Origin of the sequence: Paramicrobacterium chengjingii, from assembly GCF_011751765.2 — a bacterium.
Lineage (GTDB): Bacteria > Actinomycetota > Actinomycetes > Actinomycetales > Microbacteriaceae > Paramicrobacterium > Paramicrobacterium chengjingii.
Genome location: NZ_CP061169.1, coordinates 1291554 through 1317111 on the forward strand (window position 1 = coordinate 1291554; position 25558 = coordinate 1317111).

Annotated in this window: 22 protein-coding genes; 11 read left to right on the forward strand and 11 right to left on the reverse strand. The window is 63.5% G+C overall.

Translation table 11 applies throughout. The features are described 5' to 3' along the window. Window positions 1-57: 57 nt before the first annotated feature. Complete coding sequence (locus HCR76_RS06220; protein WP_166989201.1) at window positions 58-228, forward strand: DUF3117 domain-containing protein; 171 nt, start codon at window positions 58-60, stop codon at window positions 226-228. Between the two features lie 76 nt (window positions 229-304). On the opposite strand, the gene HCR76_RS06225 is transcribed toward HCR76_RS06220, so the two are convergent. Further along, window positions 305-934: an O-methyltransferase gene (locus tag HCR76_RS06225; RefSeq protein ID WP_166989203.1), complete on the reverse strand. Its 630-nt coding sequence runs from the start codon at window positions 932-934 to the stop codon at window positions 305-307. Between the two features lie 83 nt (window positions 935-1017). Between HCR76_RS06225 and HCR76_RS06230 the strand changes: the two genes are divergently transcribed. From HCR76_RS06230 to HCR76_RS17685, 3 genes are read left to right on the forward strand one after another with little or no spacing between them, the layout of a single operon-like run. Next, window positions 1018-1392: a twin-arginine translocase TatA/TatE family subunit gene (locus tag HCR76_RS06230; RefSeq protein WP_166989205.1), complete on the forward strand. Its 375-nt coding sequence runs from the start codon at window positions 1018-1020 to the stop codon at window positions 1390-1392. Window positions 1393-1426: 34 nt separating this feature from the next. Further along, the gene (locus tag HCR76_RS06235) at window positions 1427-2632 is read left to right on the forward strand and encodes an MFS transporter (RefSeq protein WP_166989207.1); all 1206 of its coding nucleotides are present in this window, start codon (window positions 1427-1429) and stop codon (window positions 2630-2632) included. A 33-nt stretch (window positions 2633-2665) separates the two neighbouring features. Further along, window positions 2666-3217 (forward strand): class I SAM-dependent methyltransferase, encoded by a 552-nt coding sequence (locus tag HCR76_RS17685; protein WP_166989209.1) that lies wholly within the window; start codon window positions 2666-2668, stop codon window positions 3215-3217. 39 nt (window positions 3218-3256) lie between these two features. Here HCR76_RS17685 and HCR76_RS06245 read toward each other — a convergent pair whose 3' ends face one another. From HCR76_RS06245 to HCR76_RS06255, 3 genes are read right to left on the reverse strand one after another with little or no spacing between them, the layout of a single operon-like run. After that, window positions 3257-4423: an Mrp/NBP35 family ATP-binding protein gene (locus HCR76_RS06245; RefSeq protein ID WP_166989211.1), complete on the reverse strand. Its 1167-nt coding sequence runs from the start codon at window positions 4421-4423 to the stop codon at window positions 3257-3259. Continuing rightward, window positions 4404-4931 carry a DUF1003 domain-containing protein gene (locus HCR76_RS06250; protein WP_166989213.1) on the reverse strand — a complete coding sequence of 176 codons (528 nt, stop codon included), beginning with the start codon at window positions 4929-4931 and terminating at the stop codon, window positions 4404-4406. The genes HCR76_RS06245 and HCR76_RS06250 overlap by 20 nt, the downstream gene beginning before the upstream one ends. Next, window positions 4924-6201 carry a magnesium transporter MgtE N-terminal domain-containing protein gene (locus tag HCR76_RS06255; protein WP_166989214.1) on the reverse strand — a complete coding sequence of 426 codons (1278 nt, stop codon included), beginning with the start codon at window positions 6199-6201 and terminating at the stop codon, window positions 4924-4926. Before HCR76_RS06255 ends, HCR76_RS06250 begins: the two co-directional genes overlap by 8 nt. Window positions 6202-6310: 109 nt before the next feature. Here HCR76_RS06255 and HCR76_RS06260 point away from each other — a divergent pair, with 109 nt between their 5' ends. Further along, window positions 6311-6772 (forward strand): YflT domain-containing protein, encoded by a 462-nt coding sequence (locus tag HCR76_RS06260; RefSeq protein ID WP_166989216.1) that lies wholly within the window; start codon window positions 6311-6313, stop codon window positions 6770-6772. 84 nt (window positions 6773-6856) lie between these two features. Here the strand turns inward: HCR76_RS06260 and HCR76_RS06265 are convergent, their stop codons facing one another. Beyond that, window positions 6857-8275, reverse strand: a complete 1419-nt coding sequence (locus HCR76_RS06265; RefSeq protein WP_166989218.1) for an aminopeptidase P family protein — start codon at window positions 8273-8275, stop codon at window positions 6857-6859. A gap of 40 nt (window positions 8276-8315) precedes the next feature. Next, window positions 8316-9338, reverse strand: coding sequence for an endonuclease/exonuclease/phosphatase family protein (locus HCR76_RS06270; RefSeq protein ID WP_166989220.1), 1023 nt, complete (start codon window positions 9336-9338; stop codon window positions 8316-8318). 62 nt (window positions 9339-9400) lie between these two features. Here HCR76_RS06270 and HCR76_RS06275 point away from each other — a divergent pair, with 62 nt between their 5' ends. Then, entirely contained in the window at window positions 9401-10264 is an 864-nt protein-coding gene (locus tag HCR76_RS06275) for a PHP domain-containing protein (RefSeq protein WP_166989222.1), read from the forward strand. A 15-nt stretch (window positions 10265-10279) separates the two neighbouring features. Here HCR76_RS06275 and HCR76_RS06280 read toward each other — a convergent pair whose 3' ends face one another. Beyond that, window positions 10280-11701 (reverse strand): DEAD/DEAH box helicase, encoded by a 1422-nt coding sequence (locus HCR76_RS06280; protein WP_166989224.1) that lies wholly within the window; start codon window positions 11699-11701, stop codon window positions 10280-10282. Window positions 11702-11912: 211 nt separating this feature from the next. On the opposite strand from HCR76_RS06280, the gene HCR76_RS06285 reads away from it, so the two are divergent. Next, on the forward strand, window positions 11913-12539 hold the full coding sequence (locus HCR76_RS06285) for a ferritin-like fold-containing protein (protein ID WP_166989226.1): 627 nt from the start codon (window positions 11913-11915) through the stop codon (window positions 12537-12539). Between the two features lie 34 nt (window positions 12540-12573). Here the strand turns inward: HCR76_RS06285 and HCR76_RS06290 are convergent, their stop codons facing one another. Together HCR76_RS06290 and HCR76_RS06295 are read right to left on the reverse strand one after the other, a co-directional pair. Beyond that, window positions 12574-12861, reverse strand: coding sequence for a hypothetical protein (locus HCR76_RS06290; protein WP_166989228.1), 288 nt, complete (start codon window positions 12859-12861; stop codon window positions 12574-12576). 9 nt (window positions 12862-12870) lie between these two features. Further along, a complete protein-coding gene (locus HCR76_RS06295) occupies window positions 12871-13095 on the reverse strand; it encodes a DUF3107 domain-containing protein (RefSeq protein ID WP_166989230.1) in 225 nt (74 codons plus the stop codon). Window positions 13096-13227: 132 nt separating this feature from the next. On the opposite strand from HCR76_RS06295, the gene HCR76_RS06300 reads away from it, so the two are divergent. Both HCR76_RS06300 and HCR76_RS06305 read left to right on the forward strand, forming a co-directional pair. Further along, complete coding sequence (locus tag HCR76_RS06300) at window positions 13228-16374, forward strand: ATP-dependent helicase (RefSeq protein WP_166989232.1); 3147 nt, start codon at window positions 13228-13230, stop codon at window positions 16372-16374. Beyond that, a complete protein-coding gene (locus HCR76_RS06305; RefSeq protein WP_166989234.1) occupies window positions 16371-19556 on the forward strand; it encodes an ATP-dependent DNA helicase in 3186 nt (1061 codons plus the stop codon). The genes HCR76_RS06300 and HCR76_RS06305 overlap by 4 nt, the downstream gene beginning before the upstream one ends. Here HCR76_RS06305 and HCR76_RS06310 read toward each other — a convergent pair. Next, a complete protein-coding gene (locus tag HCR76_RS06310; protein WP_166989236.1) occupies window positions 19496-20722 on the reverse strand; it encodes a phosphotransferase in 1227 nt (408 codons plus the stop codon). The two genes, HCR76_RS06305 and HCR76_RS06310, sit on opposite strands and share 61 nt — an antisense overlap. Before the next feature lie 69 nt (window positions 20723-20791). Here HCR76_RS06310 and nudC point away from each other — a divergent pair, with 69 nt between their 5' ends. Beyond that, complete coding sequence (nudC, locus tag HCR76_RS06315) at window positions 20792-21685, forward strand: NAD(+) diphosphatase (RefSeq protein ID WP_166989238.1); 894 nt, start codon at window positions 20792-20794, stop codon at window positions 21683-21685. Then, complete coding sequence (locus HCR76_RS06320; protein WP_166989240.1) at window positions 21682-23409, forward strand: ATP-dependent helicase; 1728 nt, start codon at window positions 21682-21684, stop codon at window positions 23407-23409. The genes nudC and HCR76_RS06320 overlap by 4 nt, the downstream gene beginning before the upstream one ends. Before the next feature lie 731 nt (window positions 23410-24140). Here the strand turns inward: HCR76_RS06320 and HCR76_RS06325 are convergent. Further along, window positions 24141-25541 carry a zinc-dependent metalloprotease gene (locus HCR76_RS06325; RefSeq protein WP_244971504.1) on the reverse strand — a complete coding sequence of 467 codons (1401 nt, stop codon included), beginning with the start codon at window positions 25539-25541 and terminating at the stop codon, window positions 24141-24143. Between the last annotated feature and the right edge of the window lie 17 nt (window positions 25542-25558).

Sequence of the window (25558 nt, forward strand, 5' to 3'; positions counted from 1 at the left end):
GGCACCAAGCCGGAATTCACGGGATAATAGGGTGACACTGCACGAAAGGGGAGCCGAATGGCAGCAATGAAGCCGAGGACCGGAGATGGGCCTATGGAGGCCGTAAAGGAAGGTCGGCTGATCATTGTCCGTGTGCCGTTGGAAGGGGGCGGACGACTCGTCGTTTCAGTGAACGACGATGAAGCCAAAGAGCTCCACGACGCGCTTGCTGGCGTCGTCGCCGGCTAGAGCCGGAAAGGCAACGCTGTGGGCGCGCGATCGAAAGGGATCGCGCGCCCACAGCGTTTTAACGATGCTGCTGTGCTCAGCCCAGCTTCGTTACCTGGAGCAGACCGTCGCCGACAGGGCTGATGGCACTGACGACGGCGTCGGATGTCGCGATTTCCTCGATGATCGAGCGAAAGGCCGCGGTCACGTCATCGCGTTGAGCTGGATCGGACACCTTTCCTTTGTGCAGTGCACGTGGAACCATAACGGTTCCGCCCAGCCTGACGAGTCGCAGAGCATGCTCGACATTCTCGATGACGTCGGCGGGGTCGGCGTCAACGAGCACGAGGTCATAGGAATCTTCGTTCATTCGGGGGAGCACATCACGGGTTTTGCCCGTAATGAGTCTCGTACGTGCAGAGCCGATGCCAGCGTCGATGAACGCGGTCCGTGCAGCGCCGAGATGCTCGGATTCGGAGTCGATCGTTGTGAGCACGCTGCGCGGCTGCGCCGACAGCATCCAAAGTCCCGAAACTCCACAGCCCGTGCCGATCTCCATGATGTTGCGTGCCGAACTCGCTGCCGCGATCAGCGCGAGTTGAGCTCCGGTTCCTGGCGAAACGGGGGCAACGCCCAGCTCAAGTGATTGCGCACGCGCCGAGCGAATGGCTTCCGATTCGTCGACGATGTCGTCGGTGTACTTCCAATTCGACTCTTGTGTAGACACGGCGGCTCCTGAATCTGTTCGATTGCCAGTGTATGTTGCACTTTGGTGGCATACCTTGAGGCGCGACACGGTAGTCTGAATTCGTGTTCGGTTTGACGGCAGACAAGATCATCATCATCGCTGTCATTGCCGTGTTCCTGCTCGGACCTGAGCGCGTGCCGATGTATGCGGCGAAACTCGCCCAACTCGTGAAGAACGTGCGCAATATGGCAAAAGACGCGAAGTCGCGCATGCGCGATGAAATGGGCGAAGACTTTGACGACGTCGACTGGCAGAAACTCGATCCACGCCAGTACGACCCCCGTCGCATCATCCGTGAGGCGCTCCTCGATGATGAAGAGCCTCAGAAATCGGTTATCGCACCGGCTGCGAAAGAACCGAAGCCGGAGTCTCGCCAGCAGCAGCTCGAGTCCGGCAGAGAGGTGATGGCGCCACCCTTTGACGCGGAGGCGACCTGATCTGCGGGCACCCTGTGCCGAGTGATCGGCAGCGATGACGGAACCGAATAGCTGGGACGGGCACCGGCGGGGGACGCCTGGGTACCGGCGACTGCTCCTCGGGCTGTTTCTCGCCGGCATCGCGACATTTGCCCAACTCTATGCGCCCCAGGCTGTGCTGCCACTCATCGCACAGGATCTCGATATCACTGAGGCGACATCGGCTCTCATCGTCTCGGCGGCAACCCTTGGCCTTGCACTCGGCGTGCTTCCGTGGTCCCTTGTCGCCGACCGTGTGGGACGGGTCCGGGCGATGATCGTTGCCCTTTGTGGTGCCACAGCCGTCGGCTTCGCGGTTCCTTTCGCGCCGTCACTTGAGCTGATGCTCGCTGGACGGTTTGTCGAGGGCCTGCTGATCGGTGGAGTCCCTGCCGTATCCCTTGCGTACCTGACAGAGGAGATCACGAGGCAGCACGCAGCCCGAGCTGCAGGCACGTACATTGCGGGAACCACGATCGGCGGGCTGAGCGGACGAATTATCGCGGGGCCCGTCGCCGATCAGACGACGTGGCAGATGGCTGTGATCGTCGTTGCCGCGCTGTGCGCACTCTGTGCTCTGGGCTTTGCCGTGCTCGCCCCCGCACCACGTGGTTTTGTTCCCCTGCGAATGCGTCAGCAGAGCGGACCACCGGTGATCGAGCGGATTCGTTCGGCCGCGGCATCTCCGAAGCTTCTTGCGCTCTACGCACAGGCGTTTCTGCTCATGGGTGGCTTCGTTGCCGTCTACAACTTTCTTGCCTTTCGGCTCATGGGCGAGCCGTTCTTCCTCGCACCAGCGATCGTGAGCTTCATATTTCTTGCCTATCTTGCCGGCACATGGTCATCATCCAGGGCAGGAGCGCTCGCTGTGCGGTTCGGGCGGCTGCCCGTACTCGTGTGCGGCACGTTCGTCATGATCATCGGCGTAATCGCCACGCTCAGTGATGTGCTTGCCATTGTGCTCATCGGCCTCGTGGTCATGACGGCAGGGTTCTTCTCGGCACACGCAATTGCCTCCGGATGGACAGGAGCGGTTGCGACGGTGGGGCGAGCTCAGGCATCGTCGCTGTATAACCTTGCGTATTACGGTGGGTCGAGCGTGTTCGGCTGGCTCGGAGGAGTCTTTCTTGCCGGCGGGGGATGGGCCGGTACCGCGCTTATGGTCGTCGCTCTTGCGCTGTGCGCCGCAGCGATCGCCGTGACAGTGCTGCGCACGCGCTAGCCGCGACCTCCTCAGATTCGATACTCTCTCGCCATGGCAGGGACCAACACTCCTCTCGTGCGCTGGCAGGAGCTCGACGCTATTCGATGTGGAGCCATCGCTACAGCATCCGGCATAGTTCTCGAGGTTGGTGCGGGAACGGGCGACAATCTCGAGTACTTCGCGGAAGGGATTACCTGGATTGGACTGGAACCGCACGCGGCGTCGCGTGCCGCCTTGCAGCGAGCTGCCCGGGCGCGCGGCCACCGCACAGCAGTGCTCGACGCGCGCAGCGAACGCATTCCACTCGCAGACGCCTGTGTCGACTGCGTCGTCGCGACATTCGTGATGTGCTCGGTCGACGACATCGCCGTTTCGCTCGCGGAATTCCATCGGGTGCTCCAGGTGGACGGCTCGTGCTCGTCGACCATCTGGCGGCGGAAAAAGGATCGGGCACGCGTGCTCTGCAGAACCTCATCTCGCCGATCACGAGAATCGTCGATAAGGGATGCCGCTATAACCGCGAGATCACCGCCGCGATCTCAGAGGCGGGGTTCTCAAGCGTCGTGGGTGACTGGTATCGAATGGCTGTGTTTCCCGGCGTAGCGATGCCGTGCGCGGTTCACACAGCTGTTGCCTGAAGGCTCACCGGGGAGAGAGATCGAGCTTGCGGCCAGCAAGATCCCTGCCCTTGCGCAGGAGAGCGTCGGCGGCCTGCTCGATGGCCTCACGCGCGGGATCATCCGATTCCTCGATGACGATGGGGCGCCCGTGATCGCCGCCATCGCGTAGCTCGACACTCAGAGGGACTGATGCCAGTACGGGTACCGACGCGCCGTCCTGGGAGAGACGGCGAGCGACCTCGTCGCCGCCCCCGGAGCCGAAGAGGTCGAGCACGCTGCCGTCAGGCTGTGCGAGTCCAGCCATGTTCTCGATGACGCCGACAACGGTCTGGCCGGTCTGCCTGGCGACGCGGCCCGAGCGCTCGGCCACGTCGGCGGCCGCGGGCTGCGGAGTTGTGACGACGACAACCTCTGCGTGAGGGAGCAGTTGTCCGACCGAGATCGCGATGTCGCCCGTTCCCGGAGGGAGGTCGAGCAGCAACACGTCGAGGTCACCGAAGTAGACGTCTGTGAGGAACTGGTTGAGCGTGCGGTGCAGCATCGGGCCGCGCCAGGCGACGGCGGTCTGCGTGTCGTCGACGAACATGCCGATCGAAATGACCTTCACGCCGTGCGCAATGGGAGGGAGAATCATGTCGCCTACGCGTGTCGGCGTTACGATCAGCGGCTCTCCGTCGTCATCGACGGCACCGGGTACGAGGCCGAGAAGACCGGGAATGGAGAATCCGTGAACGTCGGCGTCGACAAGGCCGACAGACAAACCGCGATTCGCCAGCGAAACAGCGAGGTTCGCGGTAATTGTCGATTTTCCGACCCCGCCTTTGCCGCTGGTGATTGTGATGACGCGCGTCATCGATTGCGATGTGAACGGCATTTCGCGCCGTGCACCGCGCAGTCTCTCGATGAGCGCAGTGCGCTCGGCCGGTGTCATCACGCCGACCTTGATGGTGACGCTCTCGACACCCGGAACTTCTTCGGCGGCTCGTCGCACGTCGTTCTCGATTGCGGTGGCGGCCGGGCAGCCCACGATGGTGAGCGCAATGGCGATCGCGACAGTGCCAGGCTCCTCGACCTCGACGGATCGCACCATGTCGAGTTCGGTGATGGGCTTGCGGATCTCCGGATCGATGACGCCCTCGAGGGCACGCCGAACGGCGCCTGCGAGATCGTCAGGAGTCGAGTGTGTCATCGGTATCCGGTGCCTCCATTTTCTCGTCCAGCTCGTCAAGCAACGCTCGAAGTTCCTGTCTGATGAAGTCCTTCGACGCCATGTCGCGCATGGCGAGCCTCAGGGCGACAACTTCGCGCGCGAGATACTCGGTATCTGCGAGGTTGCGCTCCGAACGCTGACGGTCTTGCTCGATCTGCACGCGGTCGCGATCGTCTTGGCGGTTTTGCGCCAGAAGAATGAGCGGCGCGGCATAGGATGCCTGAAGCGACAACACCAGCGTCAGCGCTGTGAACCCCAGTGCTACCGAGTCAAACCGGCCGCGCTCAGGTCCCCACGTATTCCAGGCCATCCATGCGAGGCAGAAGACGGTGAGTGCGAGCAGGAATGTCGGAGTCCCCATCGCCCGCGCCACCCATTCGGTGAAGCGCCCGAAGCGGTCACGGTCTTCGCCCTTGCGAGCAAACAGGGGTGTTCGCACGCCGCGCGGAGCATCGAGTCGTTTGTCGTCCTTGGGAGATCTAGCCATTCGATGACCTCCTCACGCTCTCGGGCCTCACGGGTTCGTCTTCGTCTTGGCTGCGCCAATCATCGGGCAGAAGATAGTCGAGGATGTCGTCAACGGTCACCACCCCGACGAGTCTGTCTGCATCGTCGACGACGGGAACAGACACGAGATCGTAACTGGCAAGAATGCGCGTTACTTCAGCGGCCGATGCCTGTGCGCTCAGCGGCTCGAGGCTTTGGTCGAGAATAGCGCCAAGCCGTTCGTGCGGTGGATGTCGCAGCATCCGCTGATAGTGCACCATGCCGAGGAGCTTCCCCGTCGGTGGTTCGTATGGGGGCAACGTGATGCACACGGCAGCGCCGAGCGCGGGGGGCAGGTCGGCTTTGCGAATGAGCGCAAGCCCCTCGGCAACCGTCGAATCGGCGGAGAGAATTACGGGCTCCGTCGTCATGAGCCCGCCTGCCGTGTCTGGCTCGTACTCGAGCAGCATGCGCACGTCTTCGGCCTCTTCGGGTTCCATCAGTCCGAGCAACTGCTCCTGGCGATCGTCTGGCAGCTGTGCCACGAGGTCAGCAGCGTCGTCGGGTTGCATCTGATCCAGTACGGATGCCGCTCGCTCGTCGTCGATCTGGGCAAGCAGCGACACCTGGTCGTCGACAGGCATCTCCTCGAGGGCGTCCGCGAGACGACCGTCTGGCAGTTCCGATGCCACCTCGAGTATGCGCTCTGGCGGCAGCTCGAGGATGGTGTTCGCCAGGTCGGCTGGTTTCAGATCGCTGAGGCTCGCAACGAGGTGCTCTGCTGATTGCGCCTCTGTGGAAATCTTTTCTCGCACTTCACGCCAGGTAGCAAAGGCCGTGGGGCCCTTGGCGAAGAGAGAACCGGATGTCTTCGGACGACGTACGAAGTACTGGCTCACGCTCCATGCGCCCTGCCGCTTTTCGTCGATGGCGACGTCTTCGATCGTCGCCTCGCCCGAGCCGTCGGTGAAGTCCACCTTGCGGCCGAGAATCTCGGCGATCACTCGCACCTCGCCTCCGCGCTGCTCAAATCGGCGAAGGTTGATGAGACCCGTCGTGATCACTTGGCCCGGACCGATCGAGGTAACCCTGCCGATCGGCACGAAGACACGGCGTTTTCCCGGAATCTCGACGATCAGCCCCACGACGCGTGGCGGGTCATTCGTGCGATTGACAACGAGCACATCGCGAACCTTGCCGACCCGGTCACCCGCCGGGTCGAACACAGTGCAGCCCGCGAGGCGGGCGACGAAGACTCTCGTGGTACTCACACCACTAACTTAGACCGCTTGCGCTCGCTCTGCTCGTATCGCGCGACTGCACAGAGAGGCGTGGGACAATGATTTTGTGAGCTATCAACAGTCGTCGGGACGAGGCCGAATGTCACTCCAGGGCATTCCGCGCGGAGACACCATTGCCTCGTTCGAGTCATACCCCGAGGCGCAGCGTGCCGTCGACAAACTCGCTGCAGCCGAGTTCCCTGTGAAGAAGGTGTCGATCATCGGCAATGGGCTGACCAGCGTCGAGCGCATCACCGGAAAGCTCAGTTACGGCCGAGCTGCAGCGAACGGCGCAATGAGCGGCGCGTGGCTCGGGCTGTTCTTCGGGCTGCTGCTTATTTTGATCAACCCGCAGTCCGACCTCGTCTTTGTGGGAGCGGCCGTCTTGATCGGCGCCGGTTTCGGCATGTGCTTCACCATGTTCAATTACGGAATCAACCGCAAGCGACGCGACTTCAGCTCCGTCGCACAGATCGTGGCCAGCTCCTACTCGGTGATTGTCGAGCCAGAACTGGCGAACAAGGCGCGTCACGAACTCGGCGTCGAGCAGCCTCCGCTCTAGCGACGCCACACACGTGCAGGCCGCCGCTTAACACGGGTGGATGCTGCCGGGCGCCGCCCGGCAGCATCCACTTGTGTGCCCTGCCTACTGCGCGTTCTGACGCGCGATCCAGGCCTCAACCTCATCTGCCGTGCGCGGGATGCGAGACGACAGATTGACCGCGCCGTCTGCCGTAACCAGAATGTCGTCTTCGATGCGCACGCCGATTCCGCGAAGTTCCTCAGGAACGGTGAGGTCGTCGGGCTGGAAGTAGAGTCCCGGCTCGATCGTGAACACCATTCCCTCGACGACCTCGCCGTCGTGGTACATCTCACGGCGCGCCTGCGCGCAGTCGTGCACGTCGAGGCCGAGATGGTGGCTGGTTCCGTGCACCATGTAGCGACGGTGAAACTGGTTCTCTGCGCGAAGCGACTCCTCGGCCGTGCCGGGGAGCAGCCCCCATTCGGCGGTTTTCTCCGCGATCACGCGCATCGCTTCGGCATGAACGTCGCGGAAGATTATTCCGGGTCGAACAATAGCAAATGCGGCATCCGCGGCCTCGCGCACTGCCTCGTAGACGCGACGCTGCACGTCGGTGAAGGTTCCGCTGACGGGGAGGGTGCGTGTGATATCTGCCGTGTAAAGGCTGTCGAGTTCGACGCCGGCATCCATCAGCATCAGGTCGCCCGGAACGACGGGGCCGTCGTTGCGTGTCCAGTGCAGCACGCAGGCGTGAGGGCCGGCCGCGGCAATCGTGTCGTAACCGACGGCGTTGCCGTCAAGGCGTGCACGCGTATAGAACGTGCCCTCGACCGCTCGTTCGCCCCGCGGTTCGCGCACAATCCGGGGAAAGTCGGCGATGACGTCGTCAAAGCCGCGCTGAGTGGCATCGACGGCAGCCTGCAACTGTGCGACCTCGTAATTGTCTTTGACGAGGCGCAGCTCTGAGAGAAACGATGCAAGTTCGCCATCGTCGAGAGTGACGTCGTCGCCTGACGTCGACAGCGTATCGATGTGGGCCGTGACAATGTCGAGATCCGCGGCGACCTGGGCCAGCGACGGGCGCGCGCCCGTCCAGAACTCGCCGATCGCCGGGTTCGCGTAGAACTCGCTCGAGCTGCGGTCGGCACGCTCGCGAAAGTACAGCGTGACGTCATGGCCAGCTGCCGCTGGTTCGAACACGAGCACCGAGTCCGGCTCTGCGTCGGAGCCCCAGCCCGTCAGATGCGAGAAAGCGGAATGTGCGCGGAAAGGGAAGTCGCAGTCGTTCGAGCGGACGGCCAGCGAGCCGGCCCGCACGACGAGGCGACGTCCGGCGAATCGTTCAGATACGCGGTCGCGGCGATGACGTGCAAACAAGGCAGACTCTCGGGCGGGCGGCAGCTGTTCTGCTCGTTCGGCCCAGTGCGACCCGATGTAGTCCTGAAATGCGGTGCTCGACGGCGTCGTCGACCGGTTTGACGTGCCCGTGACTTCCTCGCGTGTGGCGGTTGTCTGGGGGGAGTGTGACGTGGAGGTATCCATGCCACCATTGTCTCACCGGTTGGCTGAACCTGGGCTTTGGTCAGGACGCCGGTGAGGGACGAAGCTGGGCGATCACCGGTCGATGATCGCTCCCCGTCTCATCGAGTTGCGTGACGACACGGAAACCGGTGACTTCCCAATTGCTCGTTGCCATGACGTGGTCGATTGGGGTGCCGAGCAGAGCGGGCCAATCACTTCGCCAGGTGCCGACAGCTCCTGCGCCCGCAGACGTAGCAGCATCGGAGCAGCGTCCGAGGGTTCCGTCGTCGTGCCCGAGCGAGGCCATGTGATCAATTGTCGCGTTGAAATCGCCCGCCATAATGACGTTGTCACCCGTGCACTGGCTGGCGAGCCAGGTGAGGTCGTTTCGCCAGTTATCCATCTGCGTTTCTAGAGGAGAGACGGCGTGCACGGCGACGATGCGCGGGCCATCCCCGCTCACGGGTTCGAGAACGACGGAGGGGAGCACAGCCGTGTTGTCTGCACGGTCTTCGCTCGTTGATACTTGGCGGTATTCGCCGAGGCGGGGGCTGATGAGCACCGTCGTCGATCGGGCCTTCGACACGGTGTCGTACGCGACAGTGTGCACCCACATCGGGTTCCCTGCGTCCCGCATCGCCACGGCAACGTCGATTCCTGCCTGCTGTGTCGTCTCAGGAAGCGTCACGATGTCGGCCTCTGAGTCGATGGCGAGCTGTGCTATCGTTTCGGCCCCCGGTGCGTCTCCCAGGGTATTCCAGGTGAGCACCGTCACATCGCTCTCCTGCGCATGTCCCGCGGTCTCGAATCCAAGGCCCCGAACAGCGGCGATACTGCCGACAGCGACGCTGAAGACCAGGAGCAGCACGGCGACCGCGCCGGCAAATCGGCGAATCGGACGCGCAAAGCAGAGCACAAGAAACACGATCGCGAGAGCGACTGCACCGAGAGCCGTGACTGTTCTCAGCGCCACCGCGTGCGCGATGATCCACGTTGTCTGCAGCCCGAAAAGCTGGGGCCAGGTGAGAACGATCAGCGCCACGAGAATAGCGAGCGTCAGCAGTGCGCCAAGAAACTTCCACATCGCCGAATACACTATCGAGCGTCTACTGAGAGAACGCCTCGTAATGTCCGTAGGATTCCCCTATGACACGTGAGCTTCCCAGTCCGGCAGACTTGCACACGCATTCGACGATCTCCGACGGCACGCAAAGCCCCCGAGAGCTCGTCATCGCCGCCGCAGAGGCCGGAATCGGAACGCTGGCACTCACCGACCACGATTCGACGGCGGGGTGGGAAGAAGCAAGCGAGGCCGCGCTCGACGTGGGTATCGCCCTCATCCCGGGAATGGAACTCAGCACACGTCACGGGCACAGAAGCGTGCATCTTCTCGCGTATCTCGTCGACCCTGAGAATCGCGCGCTCGTGGACGAAACCGCTCGCATCAGAGAGTCACGCCTCACCCGCGCAGAGACCATCGTCGAGAGTCTTTCGGCGGACTTTGCCATTACCTGGGAGGATGTGCGCGCCCAGGCACGCCCCGGATCGACGCTCGGCAGGCCGCACATCGCCGATGCGCTCGTGGCGAAAGGCATTGCCGCCGATCGAACAGAGGCGTTCAATGACATGCTTCATCCGGCGCGCGGCTACGTCTTCCCCCACTACGCGCCCGACCCGGCCACTGCGGTCGCGCTCGTGCGAGCCGCTGGGGGAGTGGCCGTGCTCGCGCACCCCGCAACGACGGGCAGAAGCGGGATGCTGTCGGAAAGCTCGATCTGCGAGCTTGTTGACGCCGGGCTGTTCGGCTTGGAGATCGATCATCGAGAGAACACGACGGAGGGTAAGGTTCTGCTTCGCTCATACGCGCGGCGGTACGGACTCGCGGCGACGGGCTCGAGCGACTTTCACGGCGCGGGAAAGCCGAACCTTCTCGGCGAAAATACAACTCCGTCGCCGGTGGTTCAGCGCATCATCGCGGCCGCGGACGGGTGGACTCCCGTCTCTCCGTAGCCGGTCAGAACGTTGTTACTCCGTCGGTGTCGATGCCGAGCGGCGTCGACGCCGACGACGCGGGGCGCTGTTGCCGTCCCTGTGCTCAGGGCCGTGCCCGTCGTGCACACCGGCCGCCTCGGCTGGCGCCGATTCGGAGCGCGCTGAGGGCTGATCCGTTGCGTGGCCCGTGTTGCCGGAGCGCCGTCTGCTGCGGTTGCGCTTTCGTGGTTCGCTGTGCGTTGTGCGCTCGCTCGGGGCGATTTCGGGGCGTTTGGAGACAATTCGTCCCTTGGTGCCCTCTGCGATGTCGAGTTCAGAATAGAGGTGTGGGCTCGAGGAGTACGTTTCGGTGGGCTCGGGCTGGTTGAGCTCGAGTGCCCGGTTGATGAGCGTCCATTTGTGCATGTCTGCCCAGTCGACGAACGTGACGGCGATTCCCGTCTTCCCCGCTCGTCCGGTGCGCCCGACACGGTGAAGGTATGCCTCGTGGTCGTCGGGGATTGTGTGGTTGATCACGTGCGTGACATCGTTGACGTCGATTCCGCGGGCGGCGACGTCTGTGGCGATCATGATGTCTTTCTTGTCAGCCTTGAAAGCCGCCATCGCACGCTCACGCTGCTCTTGATTGAGGTCCCCGTGTACGGCGACGGCGGGGAACCCTCGGTCGCGCAATTCCTCGAGGAGCTTCGCCGCGGCGCGCTTCGTCCGCATAAAGATGATGGTCTTGCCCCGGCCGTTTGCCTGCAGAATGCGGGCGATCGTCTCGTCTTTGTCGAGAGCATGAGCACGGTAGATCAGGTGCTTGATATTTGCTTGGGTGATGCCCTCATCGGGGGCAGCAGCGCGAATGTGGATGGGTCGCGTCATGAACCGTCGCGCAAGGGCGACGATCGGTGCCGGCATTGTCGCCGAGAACAACATGGTGTGTCGTGTCGTGGGGGCGACGGAGAACAATCTCTCGATGTCGGAGAGGAAGCCGAGATCGAGCATCTTGTCTGCCTCGTCGAGGACCATCTCGCGAACGCCTGTGAGAGACAGAACGCGCTTATTGATCAAATCGATGAGCCGACCTGGCGTACCGACGACGACCTGCGCGCCGTTCTGCAGCTGCTCGATCTGGCCCTCATAGGCCTTTCCGCCGTAAATCATCGCAACCTCGACGTCGCGGTCTGCCGCGGCAACCTCGAGGTCTTGAGCGACCTGCGTCGCGAGCTCGCGAGTGGGAACGACAATGAGCGCCTTCACCCCTGGCCCCGGCTGCGCGCCGATACGCTGCAGGAGTGGCAGGCCGAAGCCGAGGGTTTTGCCCGTTCCGGTCTTTGCCTGCCCGATGATGTCCTGACCCGTCAGAGCGAGAGGAATTGTCTGCTCTTGAATGGGGAAGGGTTCAAGAATATTTTTGCGTGCGAGAGCGTCGGCCATGTCGTTGTCGACGCCGAGTTCAGAAAATGTCACGAGGTAATTGCTGCCTTGTCCGTGCCGAAAATGGTCTACGCCTGTTTTCGTTCACGTGAGGCGTAGTCGCCCGATCCGATGCCGGGTTCAGGTCGAGCTTAGCTCAGTGAGCATCACGTAAGCTGGGCGGGTGCGATTCGGGTTCAAGAGACGACGCTCGTCAGCAGAGCTGCCACGCCTGCGCGGGCGCGGCGAGACGTCGGCTGTTCGCGTGGAGTTCACGGACCTTCATCCGGACACGAGCACGTACCTCGGGCAGGCCGCGTACCTGCAGCTGAGCGTCTTTGAGATGCTGTCGACGCTCAGCGCGGCAATGGACGATCTGTCGTTTTCGCCCGGCGTCGCCGAGGCTGCCGCAATCGCCCTGCGCAAGCACACATCGCTTACGGACGAGATTCGCCGACGGGAGGAAGATCCCGCCACGTCGATGGCTCAGCCAAAGGAGTCGGTGAGACGACTCAGGGAGGAGACGGACGGAGGGTCGCTTGAACAGCGGGTTCTGTCAGTTTATGTGACAGCTGGGCTTCTTGACGATTTGTTTCTCGGGCTGGCGTCAAGCCTTCCCAGTGACATCTCGAAGCGAGTCACCGCGATTCTCGCGGAAGACAATCGGCGTGATGTGCTGCGTCAGTATCTGCAGTCTCGTATTCAACTGGCCCCCGAGATCTCGTCGATGCTCGCCCTGTGGGGCCGCCGTCTCGTTGGTGACACGCTTCTTCTTGCACACACCATCGTTCCGAACGAGAACGGAGCTACCGAAGAACGTGTCGAGCCCGTGTTCACCGAGCTTATTGCCGCCCACACTCGAAGAATGGATTCTCTCGGCCTGACGGCCTAGAACGCGGCAGCCATGATCGACTGCAACTGAGAACTCAGGCGCCCAACGAGGCCAGCATCGCGGCGTCGCGTGAGTTTCGCACCGAGCCGATCACGAGATCAAGGCACACGGAGACGACAACGCTTGCGGCGATGGAGACAGCCCAGATCCAACCGCCGTCCCACGCCCACCCGAGCCAGGTCAGCCCAATCCAGACGACAGCGGAAGCAATGGTGCCGATCGCGGGAACGAGCATACTCCCGTGCTGCGGGCGCCATGGCAGGGCATACCGTGCGGCGAGACCGGCGGCGATGCCGAAGAGCATGACGAAAAGCAGTTCCATGCTGAAAGCCTACGCGACGAACCCGATGCGTCGGGACTCTTCGTTGCCGAGCTCGACGTATGCGACACCCTCTGTCGGAATCACGAAGACATTGCCCTTATCGTCGGCGAGCTCGAAGAATGGAGCTTTGTCGCTCAGCGCGGTGCCGATCGTCTTCTTGACGTCGTCGATTGCAGACTCAGTCGAAAAGTTGATTTCACGGGGGCTGTTGGTGATACCGATGCGAATGTCCACGTGTGTCCCTTTCTTCGTGCTACGTGCTCAACACTACGGCACTGCGGGCCTCACTGTAGGCCGCGCGATGCCGCCGACAGCGAACACCTGTGTGCACCGGCGCTGTCGGTGCACAACGGTACCGTGTTCACTGTGACGCAGACGATTTTCGCCCCGCTTTCCGATGACGACAGGCATCCGGATGCACCCGTGCTCGACGCATCCCAGCGCGCCGTGGTTCAAGCGCCTTCTGGCCGGCACCACGCCGTTGCCGGAGCGCCGGGAAGCGGAAAGACGACGACGCTCGTTGAGGTGGTCGCCGACCGCGTGCAGAATCGCGGGGTAGCGCCCGACGATGTGCTCGCAATCGTGCCCTCGCGTCTTGCTGCAAATCGTCTGCGCGACAGGCTCGCTCTGCGCATCGGCGTGCCGACGAATGGTCCCCTCGCTCGCACGGTGAACAGCGCTGCGTTCCAGATCGTCCAGCGGTCGATGCCTACGGGGCCTGAGCCGGTCCGACTTCTGACGGGCGCTGAGCAAGACCACATCCTTGCTGAGATTCTCGCGGGCCACGTGCTCGACGGATCGGGGCCCGTCTGGCCGACGAGCCTCGGCGACGATGTTCGGGCACTGCAGGGCTTTCGAACCGAGCTGCGCGAGCTCATCATGCGGTGCGTAGAAAACGGCACGAGTACCGCCGACCTTCGCGCCCTTGCTGCGGCGCACGAGCGGCCTGAATGGGCGGCCGCCGCCGATGTCATCGACGAGTACGGAGTTGTCGTCGACAGCTACGCTTCTGCCTACCGTGACTCGTCGGAGCTCTTGGCCGAAGCCGTGCAGCGTGTCTCAGAGGGCAGCGGAACAGCCGGTCTGCGCCTCGTCGTCGTTGACGATCTTCAGGAGTTCGGGCCCGGCATGTCGCGACTGCTGCGTGCGTTCGCATCGCGGGGTATCGACATCATCGCCTTTGGCGATCCCGACGTTGCCGTCTCCACGTTCCGCGGTTCGGACGTGGGTGCTCTCTCCCATCTGCAGCAGCGCCTTGGTGCCCCTGTGACCGGGCACACGTTGTCCACCGTTCATCGGGGCACCCGCAGCATCCGGGGGCTCGTCGGCAGTGTCGCCGAACGCATCGGGGCAGCGGGCGGAGTAGAGCATCGTCGCGCCGATGCCGCGGCCGACGACAGCGCCGACGGGCAGCCGGTTGTGCGCATTGAGGCGACATCTCCTGCGGCCGAGTACCGACAGATCGCGCGCGTGCTTCGAGAGCACAGACTTTTTCGCGATGTGCCGTGGTCCCGCATGTCCGTGATCGTGCGTTCGGGAGCGCTCGTGCCCGTTGTGTCGAAGGCGCTCGCGCTTGCCGAGGTGCCCACGAAAACGCCAGTCGGTGCACTGAGCATCCGTGACGCATACGCGTCACGGCAGCTTCTCGACGCGGCATCCCTCGCGGTCGGCTTCGCGCCACCCACCGTCGAGCTTGTCGAATCGTTGGCGACCGGCCCGGTCTGCGGCATCGACACAGTCGCCCTTCGCCGGCTCAAGAGGGAGTTGCGCAATGAAGATATCGCCGGGGGAGGAACGTCGACGCCCGGAGAGCTCATCGTTCAGGCGTTCGGGCACCCGAACGGATTCGCCACAATCGACAGTGCGTCTGCGCGGCGCGCCGGGCGATTCGCAGCCTCGCTCGATTCCGCACGGGAGCTCGCTGCGGGCGGCGGAAGTATCGAGGAGGTGCTGTGGGCTCTATGGTCCGCGAGCGGGCTTGCCGAGAGCTGGGGGGCTCAATCTCTCGGCACAGGGCTTGCCGCCGAAGAAGCGAACCGGCATTTGGATGCTGTCATGGCATTGTTCACCGCGGCAAAGCGCTTCGTTGAACGTTCCCCTGAGAATCCCGCGGAGGGCTTCCTCAATGAGGTGTTCTCGGCAGACGTTCCCGAGGACTCCCTGACGCCACAGGCGGCGTTCGACGCCGTGTGGGTCGGAACACCAAACTCGGCTGTGGGAACAGAGGTTGACGTCGTCGTCGTCGCCCACGTGCAAGAGGGGGCCTGGCCAAATCCACAGATTCGCGGATCGCTGCTGTATCCGCAGCTGCTGAGCTCTATCCTCGCCGGACTTCCGGTCGGGGACCTCGACGCACGGGCCGACGTGCTCGCCGATGAACTGCGCATGTTCGCCCTGTCGGTCTCGCGCGCGTCGACGCAGGTTGTCGTAAGCGCAACGGCAAATGATGACGAGCAGCCGAGCGTCTTCTTTCGATTTCCCGCTATCGCTCAGGCACCTGCGCGCGACGCCAGAGAGGGCCAGCACCCTTTCACCCTCAGGGGGCTCACCGGGCGGCTTCGACGTATCGCCACGCACGGTGCCCACCCCGATGATCGAACGAGTGCGGCATCCGCCCTCGCACGTCTTGCGCAGAACAACATTGACGGGGCGGATCCCGCCGAGTGGTACGGCATGCTCGAGCCGTCGAGCACCGACCCTCTCGTTGAACTGAGCGATCCCGACGCGCGCGTTCGAGTGTCACCCTCGAAGCTTGAGATGTTCGAGAAGTCGCCGCTCGTGTGGTTTATCGACACGATGGCGGCGAGCCCCTCTGGTGTCATCGCCGGAATAGGCACCGTCATCCATTCGGCGATGGAGAATGCGGGGGCGCTCCCGGAGCTCGAACAGACAGACGAGCGACTCGGAACAGAGGCTCTGTGGGCTGATGTCGAGCAAAGGTGGAAAGAACTGCGGTTTGACGCCCCATGGATCGCTGACGCGCAAAAACGCCGTGCTCGCGATCTCGTCGCCGCGCTGTCCGAATATCTTCGTGACGCCAAACGAGAGGGAAAGACAGTAGTCAGCGCCGAGGGCCGCTTTGAGGTGGATGTTGATCATGTGGTGCTCAGCGGCATCATCGACCGCGTGGAGCGATTGCCCGACGGCCGCGTCGTGGTTGTCGACCTGAAGACGGGGCGAACGATTCCGCGCAAGACAGATATACCGTCGAACGCTCAGTTGAGTGCCTACCAGCTAGCTCTCGCACGTGGAGCGATCGACGGCGCCGACGGCGCGGCGAGTGCTGGAGCGGCGCTGCTCTTCGTTTCGAGCGCCGTCGACGGGCGTCGCTATCGCATCATGGCTCAGGATGCCGCCGACGACGAGGCGCATGCGGCATTCGCTGTGCGTCTCATCGCTGCGGGTGAGGGAATGGCGGCGAGCACATTTCCCGGCGCGGTCGATCTCGACGAGCGAGATCCGGCATCAGCGTTCACGTATCGCATCCATCTGATCGCGGGAGTTTCAGAATGAGCACATTCAGCGCACGCGAGATCGCGGCACGGCTCGGGCTGCCGAACCCGACCGACGAGCAGGTGTCTGTGATTGAAGCGCCGCTCGAACCCGCCCTCGTCGTCGCCGGTGCCGGCAGCGGCAAGACGGAGACGATGGCCAACCGCATCGTGTGGCTGCTCGCCAACGAGCACATCTCGGTCTCGCAGGTGCTCGGGCTCACCTTTACGCGCAAGGCAGCAGGCGAGCTCGCCAGCCGCGTGCGCGAGCGGATCGCTCAGCTTCGGGGACGTGACGGCCATGACGACGATGTTCTCGAGTCGCCGACGATTTCGACGTACAACGCCTTCGCAGCCGCCCTTTTTCGAGAGCACGGCCGTCTCATTGGGCGAGAGCCCGACGTAACCGTTATCAGTGCGGCATCCGCCTGGTCGCTCGCCCGTGACATCGTGGTGTCGAGTGACGATGACCGCCTCGCCCACATCGACAAAAGCGTCGACACCATCACAACGGCCGTCGTCGGCGTCGCCCACGCCCTGAGCGACAACGACGCGCTCGCGAGCATTCCCGACATCGGTGCTCTGTGCGATGAGTTCACCGCTCTCGCCGAGCTTCCCATCAACGACGAGACGAGTCGAAAACGCAAGCCCGATGAGACGCTTATGGCGGCATGCAGCGACGTCGCGTCGCTTCCCGTGCTGCTGGAGCACGCCCGCCGTTTTCACGAAGTGAAACGTTCTCGCGGGTTTATCGAGTTCAGCGACCAAGTGGCGCTCGCCCTGCAGATCACTCGAACGATCGAGCGCGTTCCCGACGAGTATCGCGAGCGGTTTCACATCGTGATCCTTGATGAATACCAAGACACCTCTGTGGTGCAGACCGAGCTCTTGTCGAGACTGTTTGCCAATCACGGGGTCATGGCGGTGGGGGACCCGAATCAGTCAATCTACGGCTGGCGAGGGGCAAGCGCCTCCAACCTTGCGCGATTCGGCCCCGATTTCGGTGGACGACGTGCTTTCTCGCTCTCGACGAGCTGGCGCAATGCCCACCGTGTTCTCGACGCGGCAAATGCCCTCGTCGCCCCGCTCCCTTCGCTGCCCGACGCCCCGGTCACCGCATTGGCGCCCTCACCGGTCGCCCCGAAGGGAACCGTGGAGATTCGGTATTCCGAGACGATCGACGACGAGGCGGAAGAGGTGTCGGCGTGGCTCGCCGAGCAGCTGCGAGACACCGGTCGCTCGGCCGCCCTGCTCTGTCGATCGCTCAAGAGCGTCAGACCGTTCACTGACGCGCTTGAGCGACGCGACGTTCCGTATCACGTGCTCGGACTCGCCGGCCTTCTTGAACAGCCTGTCGTCGTCGATCTCGTCTGCACCCTGCGTGTGCTCGACGACCCGACAGCAGGTTCGGAGCTCATCAGACTGCTCACGGGTGCGCGCTGGCGCCTCGGCCCGAAAGACATCGCCGGGCTCAGGCAGACAGCGCGCTGGCTCGCGGATCGAGACCTGCACCAACAGCGTGTGCCCGAGGAGACTCGTCGGCTGCTGCGCGAATCCGTGGCTGATGACGACAGCGCATCTCTCGTCGACGCGCTCGACTTTCTGGTGACCGCCCCTGACGCGCACAGGGCACTGGAATCCATCAGCGAAAGTGGGCGAGCGCGAATGCGGTCATGTGGCGAGGTGATCGCCCGACTTCGGCGACGCTCGGGGCTCGCCCTCAGCGATCTGGTCAGTCTCGTCATTCAGGAGCTTGGCCTCGACATCGAGGTGGCGGCGAACGCGGCGAACGCGCTCGGACGACCGAGTCTCGAGTCGTTCTCCGACCAGATCTCCGCGTATCTCGCCGTGGACGAGCGTGGAGCTCTCGGTCCGTTTCTCTCGTGGCTCGCCGAAGCAGAGAAACGCGAGAATCTCAGCCCGCGCACGGAGGACCCCGAGCCCGGAACGGTGCAGATTCTCACGATCCATGGCGCAAAGGGGCTCGAATGGGACAGCGTCGCCGTTCCACGGCTCGTCGACGGCGAGCTTCCGGCGAAAGCTCGAAACAGGCGAGGTTGGATGGCGTTCGGTGAGCTCCCGTACGTGTTCAGGGGCGACCGCTTCGACCTGCCAGAACTTGCCTGGCGCTCTGCCGTAAACCAGCAGGACTTCGTGCGTGCCAACGCCGACTTCGCCGAGGCGCTCGAACGACGCAGCGCCGAAGAGCAGCGGCGTCTGGCCTACGTCGCCGTCACGCGTGCTCGGGATGCCCTGCTCGCCACCGGATCGTTTTGGTCGACGCAGAAGCGCCCGCGCGTACCCGGAGCGTTCCTCGCAGACATCCACCGTGCAATCCCTTCAGCGATCGAGCAGCTGCCTGAGGGATCGGATCTCGACGAGAATCCCCTGGCCATCGACGTTCCGCCTCTGCCCTGGCCGCGCGATCCTCTCGGCGCACGGCGGTCGGCGGTGCTGACAGCGGCGCAGGCAGTGCGCGACGCAGATTCCGCATCGAACACGCCGTGGGATGACGAGATTGCCCTGCTGCTTGCCGAGCGAGAGCGCAAGCTGACGGCAGGCCCGAGCGTCGAGCTGCCGTCGCGCGTGCCCGCATCGCGCTTCAAGGATTACGTGACAAACCCGGATGCTGTCGCGACAGCGCTTCGCCGCCCGATGCCAGAGAAGCCGTACCGTCAGACACGGCTCGGCACGCTGTTCCACTCGTGGGTGGAAGAACGCTCAGGGCTGAGCGGGGGAGCAGAAACCCTCGACTCGGCGTTCTTCGATGACGACGCCGACCACGCGGGAACGCTGGTTCCCGCCGAGCAAGCAGAGCTCGATGCTCTCGCCGGGTTGAAGCGCACGTTCGAGGCATCGCAGTGGGGAAATGCGAGCCCCATCGACGTGGAGCGCGAAATCAACTTCGTGCTCGCCGACCAAATCATCATCTGCAAGCTCGACGCCGTGTACCGCACGGAGGATGGCTACCAGATTGTCGATTGGAAGACAGGGAAGCCGCCGCGCACGGCGTCAGAGCTCGAAGACCGCCAGCTGCAGCTCGCACTGTATCGCGCTGCCTACGCTCAGGCAGAGGGGGTCGACCCCCACACCATCGACGCAGTGCTCTATTACGTCGCCGATGACCTGATCGTGCGGCCGGATCACGTCTCGTCTGAAGACGAGCTGCGGTCGCGCTGGGAGTCGTCGCTCTCGCGTGACTGAGGCAGATTGATAGGGCCTGTGGGCTGCTCATCGGGGGACTGCTGCTCGGCAGCATCCTCGTGACCGCCTCGTGCGGCGGTCTCCTTCGCGAGCTCTCTTTCGAACTCGTCAGGGTCGAAGCTGTCGGTGTCCATCGAGATCGCCGACGAACCCGCGGCCGCCGGAGTCGCGGGAGTGTTTTTCAGCATCTCCTGCACATCGGCCACCGTCATGACGGGCCCGGGGGATGACGACAGCGGCGACATGAGGTTGCCGAGAACGCTGTCGACAAGACCATCGAGCATTGCGACGGCGTCGTCGATCACGGTCTGGTCGTGCAGGTCTTTGCCATGCAGCAGCCAGCGTGCAAGTTCGAGCTCGGCGTAGAGCATCGAACGCTGTCGGATCATAGCGTCTGGTGTGCGAACACTTGCAGCGACGTAGGCGGCAAAGACGCTCTCGGCGGCTTCGCCCGCGGCAGAGAGCCAGTGCAAGTCGCGAGCGGGATCAGCGACGCGCAGCGAGCCCCAGCCGATCATTCCGGTGACGATCGGGCCCGCGTCGTGATCGGTGATGAGAAAGGAGTCCGCGGCGACGGAGCCACCGATGACTGTCGGCTGAAATCGCCACAGCGCGTCGTCTGCCGCGGCATCCGCCCACCGCTTGCGCACGGCAGCGGGAAGCAACTTTGTGGCGGCAGCGCGTTCGATGACATTTCGCGCTTCGTCTCTGCTGTCGGTTGAGCTCTGCACAGGCAGGCCCGCCTCAGACACGAACGATCCGGGCAGCGCGTGCAGAGCCGCGAGTGCTCCGCCCATCGAGCTGGCGACTCCATCGCCCGGCGGAATCTCTTCTGCCTCGACCTGATAACCGGGAAGAAAATCGTAAACGACAGCGCGCGTCTCTCCCGTCGGGGCTTGGCCGAGCACGCGGTGAACGTCGAACGGGAGCCGACTGCGGATGCCGTCGCTCATCGCCTGCAGCACAAGAAGTTCGCGCGCCTGATCGGTCTCGGATTGCTGATTCGCCGGAACGCGAACGACATAACGCGTGTCGTCGTCGGCAAGCAAAAGCGCCGAGTCGAAGGCGCCGGACTCGCGGTGCCCGAGCTCGCCGCTTCCGATGAACGCTGTGCCGGGGAGGGCCGACGTCGCGACCGCCGCTAGAGTGAGAGGAGACCTGGCCATGGCATCTAGGTTAGGTCGTGAACCTCGTCGTGACCCGTGCGCCACGCCCGTTCAACCGTGAGGAGTCCGATGACAGCCCTCGGCAGCCTTCCGCTGTCGCGTACAGCGTTTGACCGCGATGGAAATGCCCGAACCAAGCCTGGGTTTCTCGACAGCGTCCGCACGGACGAGCGAACACGTGTCGTTCTTGTGCACGGACGCGACGTGGCCGTCGACGGTGAGAACCTTGATTTGCGACTCTGCTCCGAGCTCGAAAGCACCGAGCAGATGGTGTACCTGGGCACCACCATGGTCGATGAAAACGGCATCGTCGAGGGCACGCCCGTCGTTGCGGTGCGCGCAGACGACGCCGATGTGACGTGGGCACCGCTGCGGCAGATTGCCGCGAACCTGAGCAATCGCGACGCTGGCCTCGCAGCGGGTTCGGTCGCGGTGCTCGGTTGGCACGAAGCATCCGGATTCTGCTCTCGCTGCGGCAGCGCGACTGTCGTCGAGCACGCGGGATGGATGCGCCGCTGCCCGTCGTGCGATGCCGAACATTTTCCACGCACCGATCCGGCCGTGATCGTGTGTGTCACAGATGCAGACGATCGAATACTCCTCGGATCGAACTCCGCGTGGGAGGCCGGGCGTTACTCGCTCTTCGCCGGATTCGTCGAGGCAGGCGAATCGCTCGAGGCCGCCGTGATTCGCGAAGTGTACGAAGAAGCTGGCGTTCGAGTGACCAACCCACGGTACCTCGGATCGCAGCCTTGGCCCTTTCCGCGATCGCTGATGCTCGGCTATTCGGCGCAGATCGAGAGCGACCAGGATGCCGGTGACACGACGCCAGACGGGGACGAGATTCTCGAGGTCCGGTGGTTTACGCGCGCCGAGCTGAACGACGAGGCGAGTGGCGTACTTCTGCCCGGACGCTCGTCGATTGCGCACGCGATCATTGAGCAGTGGCTGGTGGGCGAGTGACCCAGAGTCTGCTGGCGGGACTGGACGACGACCAGAGAGTTGTTGCCGAGACGCTGCGCGGCCCCGTGTGTGTGCTCGCCGGTGCGGGTACGGGAAAGACACGTGCGATCACCCACCGCATTGCGCACGGTGTTGCCACGGGCACGTACGCGGCGAATCGATTGCTGGCATTGACATTCACGAACAGGGCAGCCGCAGAGCTTCGAGGCCGACTGCGCCAGCTGGGGGCGGGAAATGTACCCGCGAAGACCTTTCACTCAGCAGCTCTCAGCCAGCTCGGTTACTTCTGGCCGCAAGTGGTCGGCGGAGATATGCCGAGGCTAGTCGAGAGCAAAGCACGCATTCTCGGCCATGCCGCAGAAAGACTGAAGCTCGGCGTCGACACAGCGACACTGCGCGACCTCGCTGCTGAAGTGGAATGGCGCAAGGTGTCTGGACGCAGCATTGAACAGTACGCGGGGGCAGGGCGCCCGCTGCCCGGACGGCTGGATCTCGAGCAGGCTGTAGCGATGCTTCAGACTTACGAAGATCTCAAGGATGAACGTCGCCAGCTCGACTTCGAGGATGTTCTGCTGTCGTGCGCTGGAATGCTGGAGCAGGAGCCGCGCGTTGCTTTGCAGGTGCGGGAGCAATATCGCTTCTTCGTTGTCGACGAGTACCAGGACGTCTCGCCACTTCAGCAGCAGCTGCTCGATCTGTGGCTCGGCGATCGTCGCGAGCTGTGCGTTGTCGGCGACGCGAGTCAGACGATCTTCTCATTCGCTGGAGCGAGCTCAACTTTTCTTCTGGGCTTTGGATCGCGCTACGACGGGGCGCAGGTCGTTCGGCTCGAACGTAATTACCGTTCGAGCCAGCCGATTGTCACGACCGCGAACCGTCTCATGCGAGATCGGCCGGGAGCGCTGACGCTGAAGGCTGCGGGCGCTGCTGGTGACGTGCCGGCCGTGGACCCTGATCTCGTGCGGTATCAGGGCGATATGGCGGAAGCTCGCGGAATAGCGCAGTCGATCCTGCTGCGCATCGAGGCCGGTTCTCGACCAGAGGACATCGCCGTGCTTTATCGAGTGAACGCCCAGGCGGCCGTGCTCGAGACTGCGTTGAGCGATGTCGGCGTGAGCTATCACGTTCGCGGGTCGACGCGCTTCTTTGATCGTCCAGAAGTCAAGCGCGCCATTCTCGCCTTGCGAGGGGCATCCGTCTCCGTGTCAGACGAGCCGCTCTTCAAATCGGTGAGTGATGTTTTGCGTTCGCTCGGCTGGAGCCAGATTCCCCCTGACGGGCAGGGCGCTGTGCGTTCGACCTGGGAATTGCTCAATGCGCTCATGGGGCTCGTCGACCAGGCGCCGCCCAGCACCACGTTTCGGCAGTTCACCGACGAATTGCTTGAACGTCAGGCAGGGCAGCATGAGCCGACGATGCAGGCCGTCACCCTCGCGACACTGCATTCGGCGAAGGGCCTCGAGTGGGATGAGGTGTATCTGCCCGGCCTTTCTGAGGGACTTATTCCAATCAGCTATGCGCGAAGCTTTGAGCAGATCGACGAGGAGCGTCGGCTTCTCTACGTGGGCATTACACGAGCGCGCCGTCGTCTCACGATCACCTGGTCTGAAGAGGGTCAGCGTCGGCCACGCGAGAGGTCGAGGTTTCTTCAAGAGATCGGCATCCGCAATCCGGATGCTGCTGGTGCACGGTCACCCGCTGCGGGGCGGACGGCGAGACGGTAATACTCACGGCGGTCGACGGACGTCGTCCTTCCCGGTCGAACTCGTGAAGCATCCGAGTGGCGACGGCGGCGATGTCGCGCGAGAACACACCACGGTCGAGGTGAGACGCGACCCCGAGAAGCTGGGTTTCGATCGCCGTCCAGGCAGGATCGTGGTCGGCGCGCTCTCGGTCAATGCAATGCAGGCACGGCCCCTCACCACCGATAACGAACGGGCCGACGCGTGCCTCGGAGTCCGAGATGACGACGGGTAGGTGTGGAACGTCGCGGCTCAGCCAACGCACCGACAGAGCCGGGTCAATCACGAAATGCGCGACGATGACGGCGACGTCGGGAATCTCGCCATTACCCACCGTGTCAACGTCACGCTCGATATTCGTCGCGGTCTCGCCCCTTCCCTCAATCAGCACCCGCAGCGGGGTGCGCACCTCACGCGGCGCGCGGAGTGCCGGTGCGAGAAGTGCGAGAAACGCGTCGACGTCGCTCTCGGCCAGCCCTTGATGCTCTGCAAGCACCGTCAAAGCATGACGGGGGACCCCACGGCGCACCGCGTACAGCAGATGCTCCAGCGCTGGTGAGAGTTCCGCGACGACACGAACGTCATCGATGCCGAGCTGAACTGTCGTGGGAGAGCGCCAGACGAGCGGAAAGCGTGGATCGAGCTGGATAACCATGCTCGATATGGTGCCTCACTCGCGGCAGGTCGAGTCGAGGTTATCCACAGGCGGATCGTCAGGGCACGGCGGGAGGTTCGTCTGGCGGCGTGTCCGTGCCGTCGGATTCCGTTTCGCCGGAGTTCGCCTCGTGTTCAGTGCGCAGAAGATCTTCGAGAGCCATATCGAACTCGTCAGGCTCGGGCGTCTCACCACGTGCAGCGGCCTCGAGTCGCGCGACGAGAGCAGCGGGGTCGTCGATATCGGCCGATGTCGGCACGAGATCCGGATGCTGCCACAAGGAGTCCCGTGCGGCGGACCCAACCGCTTCGGTCACGGTTCGCCACATGGCAGCCGCCTCGCGCAGGCGGCGTGGCCGCAGCTCAAGTCCGACAAGAGTTGAGAACGCCTGTTCGGCTGGCCCACCCGTTGCGCGCCGTCGCCGCACCGTCTCGGCGACAGCGTCTGCCTTGGGAAGCCGAGAGGTCGCTTCAGCGGTGACGACGTCGACCCAGCCTTCGATGAGCGCGAGCGTCGTTTCGAGACGTTCAAGGGCAGCGAGCTGCTCGTCGGTCTTTGGGGGAATGAGCGAGCCGTTCGTCATCGCTTCACGTAGTTCTTCAGTGTTCGACGGATCAAACCCTGACGCGAGTTCCTCAATCGCATCGGTATCGATGCGAATGCCCTGCGCGAAGGCGGTGATCGAGGAGATGACGTGCAATCGCAGCCACCGCGCGTGGCGGAAGAGTCGAGCGTGCGCGAGCTCGCGCACGGCCAGGTAGAGCTGAACCTGATCATCAGGAATATCGAGGCCCTCACCGAAAGCCGCGACATTCTGCGGAATGAGTGCAGCCTCGTCGTTGAGCAGCGGAATTCCAACGTCTCCGCCAGAGACCACCTCGGTTGAGAGCTGCCCGACGACCTGCCCCAGCTGCATGGCGAACATTGTTCCGCCGATGCTCTTGATCATGCGTGTTGCCTGACCGATCATGTCTTGCAGCTGTTCGGGGGCCTGCTCTTTCAAAACGGTTGTCAGAGCGTTTGAAATGTTCGTGGCGACCGGCTCTGCCAGCTGTGTCCACAGGGGCATTGTCGCCTTCGACCACTCGGCGCGGCTCAGCGCACGAGGCGAGCTGGTGAGCGACGCGAACGATGTGACTTCCGCGAGCCACAGCTCAGCGACGTGGAATGCCTGGTCGAGCTGCGAACGTTCGGCCGGCGTAATGCTGACGGCATCCTTTCGGCCGATCTCGACGGCCTGCTCCGTTGAGACGTTCCAGTTGATCTCGCCATCTGAGCTCTGCTGCATCGCGCGCTGAAACTGCATCATCATGGCTTGTAGAGACGCCGGGTCGTTGGGAAGCCCTGCCGCGCCCGCGAGCTTGCTTGGATCGACGCCGGAATTGCCCGAGAGGATCTCCCGGATCATGTCCTGGAACTCGTCTTCGGGGTTCTTGTCCTCGTCTGGCACTTCAGCCACCTTTCAGCGAGAGACGG

What these genes read in the sequence shown, in the direction of transcription:
- HCR76_RS06220 (WP_166989201.1), top strand. Translation starts at nt 58, where the DNA reads ATGGCAGCAATGAAGCCGAGGACCGGAGATGGGCCTATGGAGGCCGTA.
- HCR76_RS06235 (WP_166989207.1), top strand. Translation starts at nt 1,427, where the DNA reads ATGACGGAACCGAATAGCTGGGACGGGCACCGGCGGGGGACGCCTGGG.
- HCR76_RS17685 (WP_166989209.1), top strand. Translation starts at nt 2,666, where the DNA reads ATGGCAGGGACCAACACTCCTCTCGTGCGCTGGCAGGAGCTCGACGCT.
- HCR76_RS06245 (WP_166989211.1), bottom strand. Translation starts at nt 4,423, where the DNA reads ATGACACACTCGACTCCTGACGATCTCGCAGGCGCCGTTCGGCGTGCC.
- HCR76_RS06250 (WP_166989213.1), bottom strand. Translation starts at nt 4,931, where the DNA reads ATGGCTAGATCTCCCAAGGACGACAAACGACTCGATGCTCCGCGCGGC.
- HCR76_RS06260 (WP_166989216.1), top strand. Translation starts at nt 6,311, where the DNA reads ATGTCACTCCAGGGCATTCCGCGCGGAGACACCATTGCCTCGTTCGAG.
- HCR76_RS06265 (WP_166989218.1), bottom strand. Translation starts at nt 8,275, where the DNA reads ATGGATACCTCCACGTCACACTCCCCCCAGACAACCGCCACACGCGAG.
- HCR76_RS06270 (WP_166989220.1), bottom strand. Translation starts at nt 9,338, where the DNA reads ATGTGGAAGTTTCTTGGCGCACTGCTGACGCTCGCTATTCTCGTGGCG.
- HCR76_RS06275 (WP_166989222.1), top strand. Translation starts at nt 9,401, where the DNA reads ATGACACGTGAGCTTCCCAGTCCGGCAGACTTGCACACGCATTCGACG.
- HCR76_RS06290 (WP_166989228.1), bottom strand. Translation starts at nt 12,861, where the DNA reads ATGGAACTGCTTTTCGTCATGCTCTTCGGCATCGCCGCCGGTCTCGCC.
- HCR76_RS06305 (WP_166989234.1), top strand. Translation starts at nt 16,371, where the DNA reads ATGAGCACATTCAGCGCACGCGAGATCGCGGCACGGCTCGGGCTGCCG.
- HCR76_RS06310 (WP_166989236.1), bottom strand. Translation starts at nt 20,722, where the DNA reads ATGGCCAGGTCTCCTCTCACTCTAGCGGCGGTCGCGACGTCGGCCCTC.
- nudC (WP_166989238.1), top strand. Translation starts at nt 20,792, where the DNA reads ATGACAGCCCTCGGCAGCCTTCCGCTGTCGCGTACAGCGTTTGACCGC.